Source organism: Streptomyces sp. NPDC002467 (assembly GCF_042889825.1).
GTDB lineage: Bacteria > Actinomycetota > Actinomycetes > Streptomycetales > Streptomycetaceae > Streptomyces.
Map to the genome: position 1 here is coordinate 12,313 of NZ_JBIARJ010000032.1, position 16,725 is coordinate 29,037.

At 73.4% G+C, this 16,725-nt stretch carries 11 protein-coding genes; 6 read left to right on the plus strand and 5 right to left on the minus strand.

Translation table 11 applies throughout. The annotated features are described in order from the left end of the window. Positions 1-88: 88 nt before the first annotated feature. The 3 genes from ACFYYJ_RS39070 to ACFYYJ_RS39080 all read right to left on the minus strand — a co-directional run bounded on the left by ACFYYJ_RS39070 (position 89) and on the right by ACFYYJ_RS39080 (position 5,879). Complete coding sequence (locus ACFYYJ_RS39070; protein ID WP_389139395.1) at positions 89-1,579, minus strand: DUF5719 family protein; 1,491 nt, start codon at positions 1,577-1,579, stop codon at positions 89-91. Next, on the minus strand, positions 1,576-5,232 hold the full coding sequence (locus tag ACFYYJ_RS39075) for a glycosyltransferase (RefSeq protein WP_389139397.1): 3,657 nt from the start codon (positions 5,230-5,232) through the stop codon (positions 1,576-1,578). Before ACFYYJ_RS39075 ends, ACFYYJ_RS39070 begins: the two co-directional genes overlap by 4 nt. A gap of 383 nt (positions 5,233-5,615) precedes the next feature. Then, positions 5,616-5,879, minus strand: coding sequence for a WhiB family transcriptional regulator (locus ACFYYJ_RS39080; protein WP_003983763.1), 264 nt, complete (start codon positions 5,877-5,879; stop codon positions 5,616-5,618). A 629-nt stretch (positions 5,880-6,508) separates the two neighbouring features. Between ACFYYJ_RS39080 and ACFYYJ_RS39085 the strand changes: the two genes are divergently transcribed. From ACFYYJ_RS39085 to ACFYYJ_RS39095, 3 genes are all read left to right on the plus strand, one after another. Next, positions 6,509-7,036 (plus strand): cysteine dioxygenase, encoded by a 528-nt coding sequence (locus ACFYYJ_RS39085; protein WP_385132860.1) that lies wholly within the window; start codon positions 6,509-6,511, stop codon positions 7,034-7,036. Positions 7,037-7,115: 79 nt separating this feature from the next. Beyond that, positions 7,116-8,075, plus strand: a complete 960-nt coding sequence (cofD, locus tag ACFYYJ_RS39090; protein WP_385364124.1) for a 2-phospho-L-lactate transferase — start codon at positions 7,116-7,118, stop codon at positions 8,073-8,075. Further along, on the plus strand, positions 8,072-9,367 hold the full coding sequence (locus ACFYYJ_RS39095) for a coenzyme F420-0:L-glutamate ligase (RefSeq protein ID WP_389139400.1): 1,296 nt from the start codon (positions 8,072-8,074) through the stop codon (positions 9,365-9,367). The genes cofD and ACFYYJ_RS39095 overlap by 4 nt, the downstream gene beginning before the upstream one ends. Positions 9,368-9,384: 17 nt before the next feature. On the opposite strand, the gene ACFYYJ_RS39100 is transcribed toward ACFYYJ_RS39095, so the two are convergent. Together ACFYYJ_RS39100 and ACFYYJ_RS39105 are read right to left on the minus strand one after the other, a co-directional pair. Continuing rightward, positions 9,385-10,395 (minus strand): DNA-3-methyladenine glycosylase family protein, encoded by a 1,011-nt coding sequence (locus tag ACFYYJ_RS39100; RefSeq protein WP_389139402.1) that lies wholly within the window; start codon positions 10,393-10,395, stop codon positions 9,385-9,387. A 537-nt stretch (positions 10,396-10,932) separates the two neighbouring features. Continuing rightward, complete coding sequence (locus tag ACFYYJ_RS39105; protein WP_389139404.1) at positions 10,933-12,351, minus strand: peptidoglycan recognition protein; 1,419 nt, start codon at positions 12,349-12,351, stop codon at positions 10,933-10,935. A 140-nt stretch (positions 12,352-12,491) separates the two neighbouring features. Here ACFYYJ_RS39105 and ACFYYJ_RS39110 point away from each other — a divergent pair, with 140 nt between their 5' ends. From ACFYYJ_RS39110 to ACFYYJ_RS39120, 3 genes are all read left to right on the plus strand, one after another. Further along, the gene (locus tag ACFYYJ_RS39110) at positions 12,492-13,241 is read left to right on the plus strand and encodes a TIGR03089 family protein (RefSeq protein WP_389139406.1); all 750 of its coding nucleotides are present in this window, start codon (positions 12,492-12,494) and stop codon (positions 13,239-13,241) included. Positions 13,242-13,405: 164 nt separating this feature from the next. Further along, positions 13,406-14,752: an LCP family protein gene (locus ACFYYJ_RS39115; RefSeq protein WP_389139408.1), complete on the plus strand. Its 1,347-nt coding sequence runs from the start codon at positions 13,406-13,408 to the stop codon at positions 14,750-14,752. 223 nt (positions 14,753-14,975) lie between these two features. Further along, a complete protein-coding gene (locus tag ACFYYJ_RS39120) occupies positions 14,976-16,703 on the plus strand; it encodes an LCP family protein (RefSeq protein WP_385132989.1) in 1,728 nt (575 codons plus the stop codon). The last annotated feature ends 22 nt before the right edge of the window (positions 16,704-16,725 follow it).

A 16,725-nucleotide genomic window follows, 5' to 3' on the forward strand; every position in this document is an offset into this window, starting at 1 on the left:
CGAACGCCGGCGAGGCTGGATCTTGCCGCTGCGCGGCACCTCCAGCCTCGCGGCGGCCCGATGAGTGCTGTCCTGGCTGGGCTGAACGTCACCTGGTCAGGACCGACAGGTCCTGGGTGGCGTTGGGGACCGAGACCGTGGAGTGGTCGTCCGAGAAGGCCTGGACGGTGAACATCGCGATGCCCTCGTGCGGCAGTGACAGGGTGCGGGCCGCGTGGACCGGGCCGCCCGAGAGGGTCTCGACGGTCAGGGCGTAGGCGCCCTTGCCGCCGGCCGGGGCCAGGGTGAGGGTCTGCGTGGTGCCGGCCTTGACGGTGACCTCCTTGGAGGCGGGTTCGCCCCCGCCGGTGCCCGGGGAGGCCGTCACCTTGACCTTGGTGTCGGCGCCCGGGGCCGTCAGCGACAGCAGGGTCGTGTTCTCCTCGGGCCGGTTGTCGGCCACGGTCGCCCGTGTCCCGACCGGGTCGGTCGCCGGTACGAAGCCCAGTTCCTGCTTGGCGCCGCTGCCGCGGACCACGCGGACCGCGGCGACCACCGGGACGGCCTTCTTGGCGTCCACCGGGGTCAGCAGCAGCGATCCGGCCTCGCCGCGGGTGACGTCGGCCAGGTCGGCGGCGGCGGTCATGCCCCCCTTGACGTGCAGCTGCTCGTTGCCCGCGGGGCTGATGGCGCCGCCCGGGCCGGCGAGGCGCAGCTTGAGGTCCGCGTCCCGTTCGCCGGGCACGAAGGCGACGAGCCGTACGGACGTGGCGTCCGCGGGGATGCCCGGCAGTACCAGGGAGCCCGCCGGGTCGGTGGAGGCGGGCAGCCAGTCGGTTCCGACGCCCTCCTCGGCGACCTGCACGGTGGCGCCGACGCGGCCCGCCCGGGTGGTGACGTGGGCGGTCGCGTCCGCGAGCTGGACGCCGGGGACGAGGGTGGCGAGGGAGACGGTCCTGGTGGACTTGGGCTCGACCCGGATGCTCTCGCCGACGCCCGCGTCGGACTTGGCGAGCCCGTCGGGGCCGAACAGCTTGATGTCGACGGTGGCCGCGGCGTCGTCCGGGTTGGTGAGGTGGACGAAGTCCTCGCGGCCCTTGGCCGTGCTGACCGCGGGGAACCAGAAGTCGGTGCCGGGTGCGGTGCAGGCGGTGCCGAGGACGCCGCGGGCCCGGCCCACCGAGACCTTGGTGGTCAGCTGCGCGGTCCAGCCGGGGGCGAGGGAGCCCTCGGCGCTGCCCGTCAGCGCGGGGGCCTCCGCCCCGGTGGCGGTGGCCCCGACGGGCTTGCCGGGCTCCTTGGACTCCAGTACGGGCTTGGCGTCCTTGGTGGCGCCGAGCAGTCGGGCCCCGCCCTTGGCGTCCCCGGAGCCCTTGCCGCCGGCCGGGGTGAAGGAGGTGTAGGTGGTTTCGGCGATGTCGGAGGAGCTGGGCGCCGGGCACACCAGCAGGGACCGCTCGACCGGCATCCGGGCGGCGGCCGCCGCCTTGCCGTCGGCGGACTTCCCGCCGTGGTCGGGCGCGGTGAGGGAGGCGATGCCGGTGAGGGCGGCGAGGGCCGCGGTCACGGCCGCGAGCGTCAGGGGTGCGCGCTGCTTCACTGCTGGGGGCTCCCGTCAGGACGCGGGTCGTGCTGTGCGTGGGGGTCGTGCTGCCGGAAGGCGTCGAAGGGCTCGTACGGCGGCTGCTGCTGCTGCTGTTGTTGCTGCTGCTCGTACGGCTGCTCGTACTGGGGGTACTGCTGCGGGTACGGGTCCTCGTATGCCTGCTGGGGCTGCCGGCCCTGCTGGTCGTAGGCCGGGTAGGGCTCGTAGGGCTGCTGTTGCTGCTGGTCGTAGGCGTAGCCGCTCTGGTCGCCGTACGCCTGGTACGCGTACGCGTCCTCGCCGTACACCGGCTGTGCGGGGATCTCCGCGTACGGGTCCGCGACGGCCGCGGCCTCCGCCGGGGCGGGCGTCTGCTCGGCCTCGGCCTCCGCGCGCAGGCGGCGGGCGCGGCGGCCCTCGCCCGCGGACTCGGAGGCGGGGGCCTCCTCCTCCGGGAGGTCGTCGTCGAGGCCGGCCCGGCGGCCGGGGAGCGCCATCACGAGGAGCACCAGCGCGAGCAGGCCCTGCGCCCAGTGCCAGGCGGTCCGTACGAGCGAGGTCTCGTGGACGAGGTCGAGGCGGCCGCCCGCGGCGGGGAGCTCGAAGCCCTGGGCCCAGCCGTCGACGGTCTTGGCCTTGAGGGGCTTGCCGTCGAGGGTGGCCCGCCAGCCGGCGTCGGCGCGGTCGGCGATGCGCAGCACGCGGCCCGACTCGCCCGCGGGGATCTTGGCGCCGTGGACCTCGACGGGGCCCGCCGCGACGGGGGTCGGGGCCTCGCCCTGCTTGGCGGAGACGATGACGGCGCGGGGCAGCCAGGGCTCGACGCCCCACAGCGCGGTGCCGTCCTGCTGGTGGCGGCGGCTGAGGCCCGGGGTGGCGTCGAGGACTCGGCGGATCTCCTCGGGGCCGCCGGGGCGGAACATGACGAAGCGGATGGCGTAGGCGCTGAGCTGGCTGGACTGGTCGGCGCCGGATCCGGCGACGAGGTTGGATACGACCTTGTCGAGGCGGCGGTCGCCGCCGCTCGCGCCGGTGATCTCGGCGTCGCCGAGGCGTCCGCCGGGGCCGCGCACGAGGCTGTAGGAGATGCCCTTGGAGGTGTCGAGGCCGAGGACCAGGGTGCGGGTCTGGTTGTCGTCCCCGCCGGCCTCGGCGACGAAGGCCGGGACCTGCACCGGGTCGCGGCGCTCCAGCGGGCCGTCGGCGCCGGCGACCATCCAGGTGGCCGCGGCGACCAGCGGGCCCGCGGCGGCCGCGAGCGCGATGAGCGCGGCCAGCGGCTGGCGCCAGCCGAAGCTGCGGGCGGCGACGCGTTCACGGGCTCCGTCCGCGCCGACCGCGGCGGCGGCGAGGAGCGCGAGCCCGTACACGAGGGTGGCCGGTCCGGCCCAGGAGCCGCGGTTGAGGAGGACGGCGAGGGCCAGACCTGCCAGGGCGGCGGCCCAGGCCGTGCGGACGGCGAAGCGCCGGTCGGTGCGCAGCAGGGCGGCGAGCGCGGCGAGGACGATGCCGACGAGGAGCGGGCCGGCGCCGGTGCCGGGGCCGCCGGGGCTGATGCCGAGGAGGTCGAGGCCGCCCGCGGAGCCGGCACCGTACGGCAGGCCGGCCTCGTCGAGGAGACGTCCGGGGTGCAGGAACAGGGTCGTCGACCAGGGGGCGAGGACGAGGACCGGGACGGCGAGGGTGGCGAGCAGGCGCGGTCCGTACGTCTTCCACTGCGCCCGGCGCAGGGCCAGCGCCGCGATGCCGAGGACGGCGGCGAGCGGCCAGACGACGGGGGTGAAGGCGGTGGCCAGGGTCAGCAGGAGGATGTGCGTCCACACGGCGCGCCAGGTGCCGCGCCGCTCGGCGTCGTCGGTCTTGTCGGCGTTCTCCCCGAGGGCGAAGGCGGAGACGGCGGAGCGGGCGATGAGCGGCAGCAGGACGGCGAGCAGGGCGGTGCCGAGGCGGCCGCCGGCGAGGGCTCCGGTGACGGCGGGCAGGAAGGCGTAGGCGACGGCGGCCCAGGCGCGCAGCAGCCGGGACTCGACGAGCGGCCGGGAGGCGAAGTAGGCGGTGAGGCCGGCCAGCGGGACGGAGCCGACGAGCAGCAGGGTCAGGGCGGCCTGGGTGGATCCGAACAGCAGGGTGGCGAGGGCTCCGAGGACGGCGAGGTAGGGGGGCGCCGAGGCGGTGGTGCCGGTCCCCACGGGCTGCCAGCCGGCGGTGTAGGCGCGCCAGAGGTCGGCGCCGCTGTCGGGGGCGGGCAGCAGGGCGCCGCCCATGAGGGAGCCGCCGCCGATCAGGGCGCGGCAGGCCGCGAGGGAGACGAGCAGGAGGACGGCGAAGAGGGCGGGGGCGGGGTTGCGGGCGATCCGCTTGAGGCGCGCGAACCGCTCCTCGGCCACCGGGTAGTCGCCGTCCTCGCCGGGGGCGGTCAGGATGCTGCCGCCGCCGTGCCGGCCGGCGGGGGCGGGGTCGGAGCCGCGGGTGTCGCCGAAGTAGCCGGCGAGCTGTTCGACGTTGGCCCGCACGGAGGCGCCGGGCGGCGGGAAGAGCGGGCGCAGTTCGGCCGCGGGGACCACGGGGCGGCGCCGGCGCGACCGGGCCGCGAGGATCCGGCCGGGGCGGAGCAGGGTGGCGAGGAGACCGGTGATCTCGTCCACGGCCTGTCCGGGGGCCTTGCCGACGAGGTAGGCGAGGGTGCGCAGGACGGTGCCGAGCAGCACGCGGAGCAGGACGTACGGCAGGGCGCGTCCGGAGCTGTTGGCGAGGATCGTGTAGACGGCGCCGGCCTTGTCGACGCGGTGCGGGCTGGCGCTGGTGCGGCCCGCGCAGTCGACGGTACGGCGTTCGCGGGCGGCGGCCTCGGCGTGGCGCATGACGGCGTCGGGGGCGACGAGGACGGTGTGGCCGGCGCTCTGGGCGCGCCAGCACAGGTCGACGTCGTCGCGCATGAGGGGCAGGCGGCGGTCGAAGCCGCCGAGGTCGTCGTAGACGTCGCGGCGCACGAGCATGCCGGCGGTGGAGACGGAGAGGACGGGGCGGACCTGGTCGTGCTGGCCCTGGTCCTGTTCGCGCCGGTCGAGTCCGGTCCAGCGGCGGCCGCTGCGGGCGATGGTGACGCCGGCTTCGAGCAGCTGCTTCTTGTCGTACCAGCCGCGCAGCTTGGGGCCGATGACGGCGGCGTCGGGGTTCTCCTCGGCGACGCGCAGCAGTTCGGCGAGGGCGTCCGGTTCGGGGGCGCTGTCGTCGTGGAGCAGCCAGAGCCATTGGACGGGCTCGCCGTGCGGGAGTTCGGGGAGGTCGTAGTTGTCGTCGCGCCAGGTGCGGCTGACGGGGTCCCAGCCGCTGGGGCGCTTGAGGTAGGGCAGGTCCTCGGGGGTGAGGGTGCCGGCGGTGCGGGCGGATTCGTCGACGGCGGCGCCGAATCCGGTGCGGCGGGCCAGGTGCAGGACGTGGTCGTCGCCGAAGGCCTCGGTGAGGAGCCGCGCGGACTCGTCGGAGCTGCCGGTGTCGGCGGCGACGTGGTTCTGCGCGGGACGTTCCTGGCCGAGCAGGCCGGCGAGGGTCCGGGGCAGCCAGCGGGCGCCGTCGTGGGCGACGAGGACCGCGGTGACGACGTGCCGGGGGAACTCGGGGGTGGCGGGGGCCTGGTGGGAGGCCGCCGACTGGCTGTGCAGGGACATCGCGGTACGGGCCCTCCGGCCGGGGGTCCGGGGGTGGTGTGCCCTCGGAGGCTGCTGGACAGCGCCCCACCCTAACGGCTGGCAAAGCGACGGTCCGCCTCCTGCGGGGAAGGTGCGGGAGGCGGACCGTGTGCGGTGCTCTTGCCGTGCCGGGTGCCGTGTCGGCCGTGCGGTCGACATGCCGTGCGGTACGTCGTGCGATACGCGGTGCGATATGTCAGGTGATGCGTGGAAGGTGCCGGTCGAGCGGCTCTTCCAGGCCCGGTGACCGGCGGTCGGGCCGGTGGTCGGGCGGGTGGTCGGACCGGTGGTCGGAAGGTCGATCGGACCGGTGGGTCGGGCGGTCGTTCGGAAGGTCGGGCATGCGGACTGCCGGACGACGGCTAGACGGCGGCCTTTTTCAGCCGGCGCCGCTCGCGCTCGGACAGACCGCCCCAGATGCCGAATCGCTCGTCGTTGGCGAGGGCGTACTCAAGGCATTCGGAGCGGACCTCACAGGCCAGGCAGACCTTCTTGGCCTCGCGGGTGGAGCCGCCCTTCTCGGGAAAGAAGGACTCGGGGTCGGTCTGGGCGCACAACGCGCGCTCCTGCCATCCGAGCTCCTCGTCCGCCTCCTCGACCAGCAGTTCCTGAAACAGCTCGGTCATGTGCGCCCCTCGCTCTGTTTGTGCGTCCCCGTGGTCATGTCGTCACTCATCGCTACGTAACGACACGAGTGAAATTACAAGTGCGGTGCTCCGGGGCAGTCAAGCCGAGATCTGCTATTGGGCCCCTTATTCACTCTGCGGAACCAAGCGTATGCAGAAAGTGTTCATATCGCCAAAAATCGTGACACATGCCACGGGCGTCACGCGATGCCCGTCTTCACCCGGAATCGACGTGCCACCCAGTGGCGTGGTTGCGATCCGGCCAAAGAAGCGGCGTAGATCACAGTCCGATTACGAGATCAGGGTTCAGGTTTGAGCCCGGCACAGCGCCACATCCCCTGCCGTCGACTGCACAAACCTTTCTCCGCACACAGTAACCGGATGAGGTGAAACTTTTGTCTCATTCCGGACATTGGGTTGACAGTCAGACCTCCGACCCGTTCTCCTTGTTCGCATGTCAGCGCCCGCAGCCACCACCCGGACCCCCATTCGTGGGTTCCTGTGCGCTGCCCAGGTTCGCTGTCGCTGTTGCAGCTGTTGATGCCCCAGGAGCCTCCGCTCCTCCGAGCTCCGGCCACCCCCACAGCGACCGCCAGCACCACTGACATCCGTCGAGGACTCCCCCCACGATGAACAGCACCGCCACCGCCACCACCCCCGCGGCCACCGTCGAGAGCGACCTCCAGATCGCCGGCGACATCCTCGCCGTCCAGCACCTCCTCCAGCCCGCCCGCGAACACCCGGCCACCGTCGCCGAGTTCGTCGGCCTCGCCCGTTCCATCGCCGAGGACCGCTCCTCCTGGGAGCACCTCGTCCGGTACGACGCCACCACGCGCTGGTACCACCGGCTGCGCACCGGCCCCGGCTACGAGGTCTGGCTGCTGAGCTGGGTCCCCGGCCAGGGCAGCGGCCTGCACGACCACGGCGCCTCCTCCGGCGTGCTGACCGTCCTGGAGGGCGAGCTCACCGAGCACACCGCCCGCGGCCCGCTCACCCACGGCCCCGGCGCGCAGCGCGTCCTCGCCCCCGGCCAGGCCCACGAGGTGGTCAACGACACCCTCGACGGGGCGGTCAGCCTGCACGTCTACTTCCCCGGGCTCACCGAGATGCCGATGCACCACTGCTCCCCGGCCGAAACCGAGTCCGTACCGGCCTGACCTCCCCGGGCCTGACAAGCCCACCCGTCACCCGACCACCACCCCTCAACGACAGCCTTCGGCTGACAGACTGATGGGCATGCGCATTGTTGTTCTGGCCGGCGGTATAGGCGGCGCCCGGTTCCTCCGCGGACTCAAGTCGGCAGTCCCCGACGCGGACATCACCGTCATCGGCAACACCGGTGACGACATTCACCTGTTCGGGCTCAAGGTGTGCCCCGATCTGGACACGGTGATGTACACCCTCGGCGGTGGCATCAACGAGGACCAGGGCTGGGGCCGTACCGACGAGTCCTTCACCGTCAAGGAGGAGCTCGCGGCCTACGGGGTCGGACCCACCTGGTTCGGCCTCGGCGACCGCGACTTCGCCACGCACATCGTCCGTACGCAGATGATCGGCGCCGGTTACCCCCTGAGCGCCGTCACCGAGGCCCTCTGCGACCGCTGGCAGCCCGGCGTGCGCCTGCTGCCCATGACCGACGACCGGGTCGAGACCCACGTCGCGATCACCGACGCCGAAACGGGCGAGCGCCGCGTCGTCCACTTCCAGGAGTACTGGGTCCGGCTGCGCGCCTCGGTGGACGCGGAGGCCGTCGTCCCCGTCGGGGCCGACCGGGCCAAGCCCGCGCCCGGCGTGCTGGAGGCCATCGCCTCGGCCGACGTGATCCTCTTCCCGCCCTCCAACCCGGTGGTGTCGGTCGGCACGATCCTCGCCGTCCCCGGCATCCGGGAGGCCGTGGCCTCGGCCCCCGCGCCCGTCATCGGCCTCTCCCCCATCGTCGGGGGCGCGCCCGTGCGCGGCATGGCCGACAAGGTGCTGGCCGCGGTGGGCGTCGAGTCCACGGCCTCCGCCGTCGCCCTGCACTACGGGACCGGGCTGCTCGACGGCTGGCTCGTCGACTCCGCCGACGCGGACGCGGTCGCCGAGGTGGAGGCCGCCGGGATCGCCTGCCGTGCGGTGCCGCTGATGATGACCGACGTGGCGGCGACCGCGGAGATGGCCCGCGCCGCCCTGGAACTGGCCGAGGCCTCCCGGTGACGGGCCCCTCGTACGAGGTCCGCGCCGTCGGCGGGATCCCGGAGATCAGGCCGGGCGACGACCTGGCGAAGCTGATCACGACGGCCGCCCCCGACCTGCGGGACGGGGACGTCCTGCTGGTCACCTCGAAGATCGTCTCCAAGGCCGAGGGCCGCATCGTGCGGGCCGACTCCCGCGAGGCGGCGATAGACGCGGAGACCGTACGGGTCGTGGCCCGCCGCGGCGCCCTGCGCATCGTCGAGAACCGGCAGGGCCTGGTGATGGCCGCGGCCGGGGTCGACGCCTCCAACACCGCCCCCGGGACGGTGCTGCTGCTCCCCGAGGACCCGGACGCCTCGGCGGCCGCGATCCGCGCGGGGATCCGCGACGCCCTCTCCGTGGACGTGGGCGTGATCGTGACGGACACCTTCGGGCGGCCGTGGCGGGCCGGGCTCACGGACGTCGCGATCGGCTCGGCCGGCGTACGGGTCCTGGACGACCTGCGCGGCGGCACGGACGCCCACGGCAATCCGCTGAGCGCGACGGTCGTGGCGACGGCGGACGAGCTGGCCGCCGCGGGCGACCTGGTCAAGGGCAAGGCCACCGGTCTTCCGGTGGCCGTCGTGCGCGGGCTGGGCCACGTACTGGGCGAGGACGCCTCGGCCCGGGACCTGGTGCGGGCCCCCGCCGACGACATGTTCCGGCTGGGCACCTCGGAGGCGGTACGGGAAGCCGTCACCCAGCGCCGCACGGTACGGGCCTTCACCGACGAGCCGGTGGACCCGGGCGCGGTCCGCCGCGCCGTGGCCGCGGCGGTGACGGCGCCCGCGCCGCACCACACCACGCCGTGGCGCTTCGTACTGCTGGAGTCGGAACGCTCCCGCACCGAGCTCCTCGACGCCATGCGGGACGCGTGGATCGCGGACCTGCGGCGGGACGGCAGGTCCGAGGAGTCCATCGCCAAGCGCGTCCGGCGCGGGGACGTCCTGCGCAAGGCCCCCTACCTGGTGGTGCCGTGCCTGGTGACGGACGGCGCGCACGACTACGGGCACGCGCGGCGCGACGCGGCCGAGCGGGAGATGTTCGTCGTCGCGATGGGCGCGGGCGTGCAGAACCTGCTGGTCGCGCTGGCCGGGGAGCGGCTGGGATCGGCGTGGGTGTCCTCGACGATGTTCTGCCGGGACGTGGTGCGCAAGGTGCTGGGGCTGCCGGAGGAGTGGGACCCGATGGGAGCGGTGGCCGTCGGCCACCCGGCCGCGGCTCCGGCGGAGCGGGCCGGACGGGACCCGGAGGACTTCATCGAGGTCCGCTGACGCGGGTGTGCCGACGCCTACAGCCGCCCGATGTCCCCGCGGGGCATCTTGGGGGTGCGGCGGGGCGGGGTGCGCCCGGCGAGGAGGATCAGGCGGGCGGCGCGGTGGCGCTGGCCCGCGTACGAGGCGAGCAGCTCCAGCATGACGGCGTCGTCGGCGTCGCGGTCGCCCGCGAGGGCGTAGCCGACGATGCCGGGGAGGTGGAGGTCGCCCGTGGTGACGGCGTCCGGGTCGCCGTTGCTGCGCTGGAGCGTCTCGGCGGAGGTCCACGGACCGATGCCGGGTACGGCCTCCAGCCGGGCCGTGGCCTTCGGTAGCTCCATGGCGGCTGCCTCCTCCAGGCGGGGCGCGACGCGGACCGCGCGCAGGACGGTGGAGGAGCGCTTCTGGTCGACCCCTGCCTTGTGCCAGTCCCAGGAGGGGATCCGGGCCCAGGTGGCGGCGGCGGGCATGACGTACAGGTCCAGCGCCCGCACGGCCTGCGGGCCGGGGGCGGGTTCTCCGTACTGCCGTACGAGGCGGCGCCAGGCGCGGTAGGCCTCGTCGGTGGTGACCTTCTGCTCCAGGATCACCGGGATCAGCGACTCCAGGACCATCCCGGTGCGGGTCAGGCGCAGGCCGGGGCGACGGCGGTGGCTGGCGTGCACGAGGCGGTGGCGGGGGACGAAGGCGGCCGGGTCGTCGCCGGCGCCGAGGAGGGCGGGCAGCTGCTCCAGCATCCAGTCGGCGCCGGGGCCCCAGGCCTCGGCCTCGATCGCTTCTCGCGTTGCGGCCACCCTGAGGGTGGCGGGGCCCTGGGGGGTCTGGGCGGCCTTCCAGACGGAGCCGTCGGGGGTGGTGCGGAATGTGGGGTCGGCGGGGCCGCGTCTGAGGGGGCCGAGGGTGAGTCCGAGGTCCACGGGTCCCTCGGGGGTCCAGACCCGGGCCTTGGCGGCCCCGGACCCCACCGCCTGCCCCTGCCCTGCGGGGACGTGGGTGCGGCCGCCGCGGACTGCGGTGCGGGTGAGGGGGTCGAAGCGGCCGGCCATGCCTCTGAGCGTAGCCCGCGGCCGACCACTCCCGGCTGCCGTGGGGGCGTCCCCTCCCGCGTACCCCCGCGCCGTCGGGGTCGGGTGTGCGGTGGGGCGCCCCCGCAGAACGTCCAACGCCGGTGCCCAGCGGGGTCGGCCCCCTGTCACCCCCGCGCCGTCGGGGTCGGGTGTGCGGCGGGGCGCCCCCGCAGGGCGTCGAACGCACCACGTCTTGCATGTCCGCTGCCGCTCCCCGTTCGACGCCCGAGGAGGTGCCCCGGCGCGCGCCCGCCCCCGACGGCCCCCCGTGCGGCCCGGCGGGGGCGGGGGTGCCGCTGCGCGGAGCGAGTCCCCTACCCGCCCTTCCACCGTTCCCCGGGGCTCCGCCCCGGACCCCGGTCCTCAAACGCCGGACGGGCTGATACTCAGCCCCGCCGGCGATTGAGGCGCGGGCGCGGAGCGCCGTAGGGGTGACGGGCCGGCAACGCGGACAGGCGGACGGGCGCGCAGCGCCGGGGAACGGGGCCCGACCCGGCCCGCCCACCGAGCCGGAGGCTACGGACGGCCCTGGAGTTTGGCCGCGGAGGTGCGGGTCGGGGGGAGTTGGTCGTACAGCCGCTTGCCGGGGCATTCGGTGGCGAAGCCGTCGCGGTGGCCCGAGATGACGTTCAGCCTGACCGACTGGCCCTTCGGGAAGCGGTTGCCGCCGCCCGACTTCAGGGTCGTCTTCGCCCGCGGGTCCGCGCCGAAGAGGCCGAGCTTCCAGGCCGTGAGCCGTGCCACCGCGTCGAGGGCGGCCTTCGGCGGGTTCGCGGAGGTGAACGTGCCGATGACGGCGATGCCCATGCTGTCGGTGTTGAAGCCCATGGTGTGCGCGCCCATCACCGGCTTGGAGACGCCGCCCGCGCGGCCCTCGTACACCGTGCCGCACTTGTCGACGGCGAAGTTGTAGCCGATGTCGCGCCAGCCGCTGCTGACCACGTGGTAGCGGTACAGGCTGCGCAGCACCGCCGGGGCGTCCTTGCAGTCGTAGTTGTTGCCGGAGGCACTGTGGTGGACGAAGGCCGCCTTGACGGTGTTGGTGTAGACGAAGCCGGGCTCGCGCAGGCTCTCGTCCGCGCCCCACCCCTTGCGGGTGACGATGCGCGGGCGCGGGCCGATGTAGGGGGCGGCGGCCTCGGACAGGTCGCCGTCGCTCGCGAAGACCGCGTCGGCCGTGGAGTCGGCCTTGTCGAGGGCGGTGATCTCGTTCGCGCCGAGCGGGGCGTGCGGGACGTTCGCGGCGGAGGACTCGGCCATTTCCATGGTCATGCCCGGTACCACCACCTCGCCCTTGTCGTCGCCGACGGGGCGGCGGTTCTTGGCGTCCGGTGCGGTGCCGGGTGCGGAACGGCCCGGGTCGACCAGTTCGATGCGCAGGCCGGACGGCAGTCGCGCGGCGCCGGCGGCGCGGGTGCCGGTCCCGGCACCCGGTTCCGCCTGGACGCGGACCTCCACGCCGTCGGACTCGCCGACCCACAGGGGGGCGGTGGCGCCGCGGACGCGGCCGGAGCCGCGTTCCACCGCGTCGGGGTCGGCGGCGTGTTCGCCGTTGTGGGTCTCGACGTCCTGCCAGTCGGACCAGGCGGCGGTGGCCGTGGACCGGGTGCGGACCTGGACCCGGCCGTGGAGCTGGGTGGTGACGTCGTCCCAGACGACGCCGACCAGCGAGAACGTCTTGACGTCGCGTGCGGCCAGGCCACGGGTCTCGGGGAGGCGGGGCGAGGCGCTCATGCCGGGGACACCGGGGCCTCGGTCCGAGGCGGCGGGTCCGACGGGGGCGAGCGGCAGGGACTGGGTGGACCCGGCGGGGGTCACGGGTGCGGCGGCCGCGTCCGGGGACACGGCAGCCAGGGCCGGGGTGGGCAGCGCGAGCGGCAGGGCCAGGACGGCTGCCGTCGCGACGCCGATCGAGGAAGCAAGGAATCCACGCATGGAAAGGATGGTGGGCACGCTCACCGTGCGGCGCCATCCGAGAACTGACGCACCGTCCGGTCGGGTTCTCGATACCCCTCCCCCGTACGGTGGATCACGTGACCGCCGTACGGGGGAGAGGCCCGCGTACGCTTCGACACGTGAACTCCACTGACCGCACCCCTGCCGACCTGCTGCGATCCGCGCTCGCCGCCGATCCGGGCCGCCCGCTCGTCACGTTCTACGACGACGCCACGGGCGAGCGCGTCGAATTGTCCGTGGCCACCTTCGCCAATTGGGTGGCCAAGACCTCGAATCTGCTCCAGGGCGACCTGGGCGCCGAGCCCGGCGACCGCCTCGCGCTGCTGCTCCCGGCGCACTGGCAGAGCGCCGTGTGGCTGCTGGCCTGTGCGTCGGTCGGGGTCGTCGTCGAGGTGGGCGGGGATCCGGCCGACGCGGACCTCGTGGTGAGCGGGCCGGACTCGCTGGAGGAGGCGCGGGCCTGTTCCGGCGAGCGCGTGGCGCTGGCGCTGCGGCCGCTGGGCGGCCGGTTCCCGCAGCCGCCGGCCGGGTTCGCCGACTACGCGGTGGAGGTGCCGGGTCAGGGCGACCGGTTCGCGCCGTTCGCCCCCGTCGACGCGGACGGTCCGGGGCTGGTCGTCGGCGGCGAGGAGCTCTCGTACGCGGAGCTGTCCTCGCGGGCCCGCGAGGACGCGGTGAAGCTCGGCCTCGGCACGGGTTCGCGGGTGCTGACCGGGCTCGGCTACGACACCTGGGAGGGGCTGTCGGCCGGGCTGTACGCGGCGCTGGCCTCGGGCGGGTCCGTGGTGCTGTGCCGGAACCTGGACCGGCTGTCGCCGGAGGCGCTGGCCCAGCGGGTGGAGAGCGAGCGCGTGACCCACTCGCTCTGATGCGTCACCCGCACGGCGGGACGGCGACGCCGGGCGATCTGTCACCCACATGGCCCTAGACACGCCCCCGCCCCCAGGCTGCTCCGGCGGCCCGGGGGCAGGATCGGCAGTGGCCGTACTCACCCGTGCGGCTGGTTGTCGCAACGGCGAGGGGACGGACGCCAGTGTCGGACAGCGCAGGCATACCGGGCGGCGGGACGGGAGCGTCCGGAGACGACGGCCCGGATACCCCGCAGGACCGGGGCGCGGGCCGGGATCCGGGCGCGGGCCGTACGCCCGAGCCCGGCCACGGCCCCGGCCCGGGTCGCGGTCAGGGCCGCGGTCGCAGGCGCCGACTGCTCCGCTGGGCCGGTCTCGGGATGGTGCTGCTGGTGCTGGCGGGGACGGCCGGCGGCTGGTGGCTCTACAACAAGCTCGACGGGAACATCACCGAGGACACGTCGGCGGCGGCCGAACTGGAGCGTTACGAGCGCGACCGTCCGGCGCACCTGGCGACCGGCTCGCAGAACATCCTGCTGATCGGCTCCGACTCGCGCTCGGGCAAGGCCAACGCCCGCTACGGACAGGACCAGGGCACGCAGCGCTCGGACACCACGATCCTGCTGCACCTGCCGGCGGACCGGAAGAGCGCGACCGCGGTGTCGATCCCCCGGGACCTGATGACGAACATCCCCTCCTGCCTCCAGGCGGACGGCACCCGCACCACCGAGCAGTTCGCGCAGTTCAACTGGGCCTTCCAGTGGGGCGGGGCCGCCTGCACGATCCGTACGGTGGAGAAGCTGACCGGGATCCGCGTCGACCATCACATGGTGATCGACTTCGGCGGGTTCAAGCGGATGGTCGACGCCATCGGCGGGGTGGAGGTCTGCCTCAAGCGCCCGATGGACGACGCGGAGGCCCACCTGAAGCTGCCCGCCGGGCGGCAGACCCTGCGGGGCGAGGCAGCGCTCGGGTACGTCAGGGCCCGTTACAGCCTGGGCAACGGCAGCGACACCGAACGGATGGAACGCCAGCAGCAGTTCCTCGGCTCGCTGGTCAAGAAGGTGCAGAGCAACGGGGTCCTGCTCAATCCGGCCCGGCTGTACCCGCTGCTGGACGCGGCGACCTCCTCGGTGACCACGGACCCGGGGCTGGCCTCGCTGCGCGGACTGTACGAACTCGTACGGGGCGTACGGGACATACCGACCGATCAGGTCAAGTTCCTGACCGTACCCCGCCGTCCGTACGCCGCCGATCCGAACCGGGACGAACTCATCCAGGCGGACGCCACCCGACTGTTCCGGCAACTGCGCGCGGACGAGCCGGTGACGATCACCCCGCCGAAGCCCGAGTCCGAGACGGACGGCGGCGACGGGACCGGGGACGGAACCGGCACCGGGAACGGGATCGAGCCCACGCAGGGCGCCGGAAGCGGGGCTTCCACGGGCCGGACCCAGGAGGGGACCGACGCCACGCCCACACCCGTCCCCACCTTCACCGGGACGACGGCGGGCACCGCGGACTGCCGGTAAAGCAATCCCAAAAGGCAGTGCCCGAACCGAGCGTGATGGGGTTTTCGCCCCGTTATAAGGGCAGTGGAATTCATCACCAGCATGGTTTGCAGTCGAACCTGACGGATAAGGTGAGCGATCCGGTGCCCCGGCCGGACCAGAGGTCGGGCACCTGCAGCCGGACGTTGACCGGGCGCCTTGGGGGAGGCGCCTCGCGAGGCACCGACGGAGGATTCGAGCAACCGTGGATGCGCAAAGCCGTGGGCGGGCCGACGAGATCGACCCCGCAGACCAGTGGGTATTGAACTCCCGCACCGGCCACTACGAACTGCGACCGGACGATTCCGCAGCGCAGCGACGGTCCAGAGTCACCGCACCACGCAGATCCCGGACGGCTCCGTCACGCCCCGAGCCCACCACCTCCCCCTCGGTCCCGCAGCCGCGCCGCGGTGACGCCCCTCCCGGTCGGCGCGGCGGGCGCTCCCGCAACGGCGGCGGAGGCGGCGGGCGCCGCAAGAAGGCCCTGATGATCACCAGCGGGACGCTGGCGCTGCTGCTGATCGGCGGCGCCACCGCGGGCTACCTCTATTACGAGCACCTCAACGGCAACATCAACGTCACCGACATCGGGCGCACCGGCACGGGCGGCTTCAAGAAGGACCAGGCGATCAACATCCTGGTCATCGGCACCGACAAGCGCAGCGGCTCCGGGAACGAGGGCTACGGGGACAAGGACAGCGTCGGCCACGCCGACACCACGATCCTGTTCCACATCGCCAAGGACCGCAGCAACGCCACCGCGCTGTCCATCCCGCGCGACCTGATCACCGACATCCCGACCTGCCCGACGAAACAGCCCGACGGATCGACGAAGGACATCCGCGGCACGAAGGGCACGCGCTTCAACACCAGCCTGGGCCAGGAGGGTCGCGACGCGGGCTGCACGATGCGCACGGTGAAGGAGGTCACCGGCATAGAGGTCGACAACTTCATGATGGTCGACTTCAACGCCGTGAAGACGCTGAGCACGGCGGTCGGCGGAGTGCCCGTGTGCCTGGAGAAGGCCGTCGACGACAAGGACTCCAAGCTGAAGCTCGACAAGGGCGAGCACCGGCTGCAGGGCGAGGACGCGTTGGCGTTCGTACGGACCCGGCACGCCTTCGGCAACGAGAGCGACCTGGACCGCATCAAGACCCAGCAGCAGTTCCTCGGCTCGATGATGCGCGAGATGAAGTCGAAGGAAACGCTGACCAGTCCGAAGAAGTTCTTCTCCCTCGCGGAGGCGGCCACCAAGTCGCTGACCGTGGACCAGGGTCTGGGATCCATCAAGAAACTCACCGACCTCGCGGGCGAGTTGAAGGACATCGACCTCAAGAACATCACCTTCACGACCCTGCCCGTGCTGGACAACCCGGCCGAGAAGGTCAAGGCGACCGTCGTGGTCAATCAGGCCCTCGCCGACCCGCTGCTGCAGATGATCCGGGGGGACGTCTCGCTCACGGAGGTCGAGAAGAAGGAGAAGGCCTCCAAGCAGGCGGCCGACGCCGACGCGAAAGCCAAGCAGGACGCGCTCCTTCAAGGGAACCGGTCGACCGCCGGTGACATCAGAGTGGATGTGTACAACGGAGGCGGACCCAAGGGCGCGGCGTCGACGACGCTCGCCTGGCTGCAGAACACCAAGGGCGTGCTCAAGGCGAGCAACAAGAGCAACGCGCCCGAGAAGGTCGGTGCCACGCAGCTGGAGTACGCCCCCAACCAGGCCGACCAGGCCAGGGCGTTGGCGGACATGCTGGGGCTGCCCGCCTCGGCGCTGAAGATGGGCACCGCCGACGCGGCGGCCAAGACGCCGATGAAGCTGACCCTGGGGCCGGACTTCGAGAAGCCGGGCGCCCCGCTGGGAGCGGCGGCCCCGCAGCAGCTGTCGGAGGACGTGCAGCAGGCACAGGCCGACAAGGCAGTCTGCGCCAAATAACGGGCCGTAGCCGGACGTACCG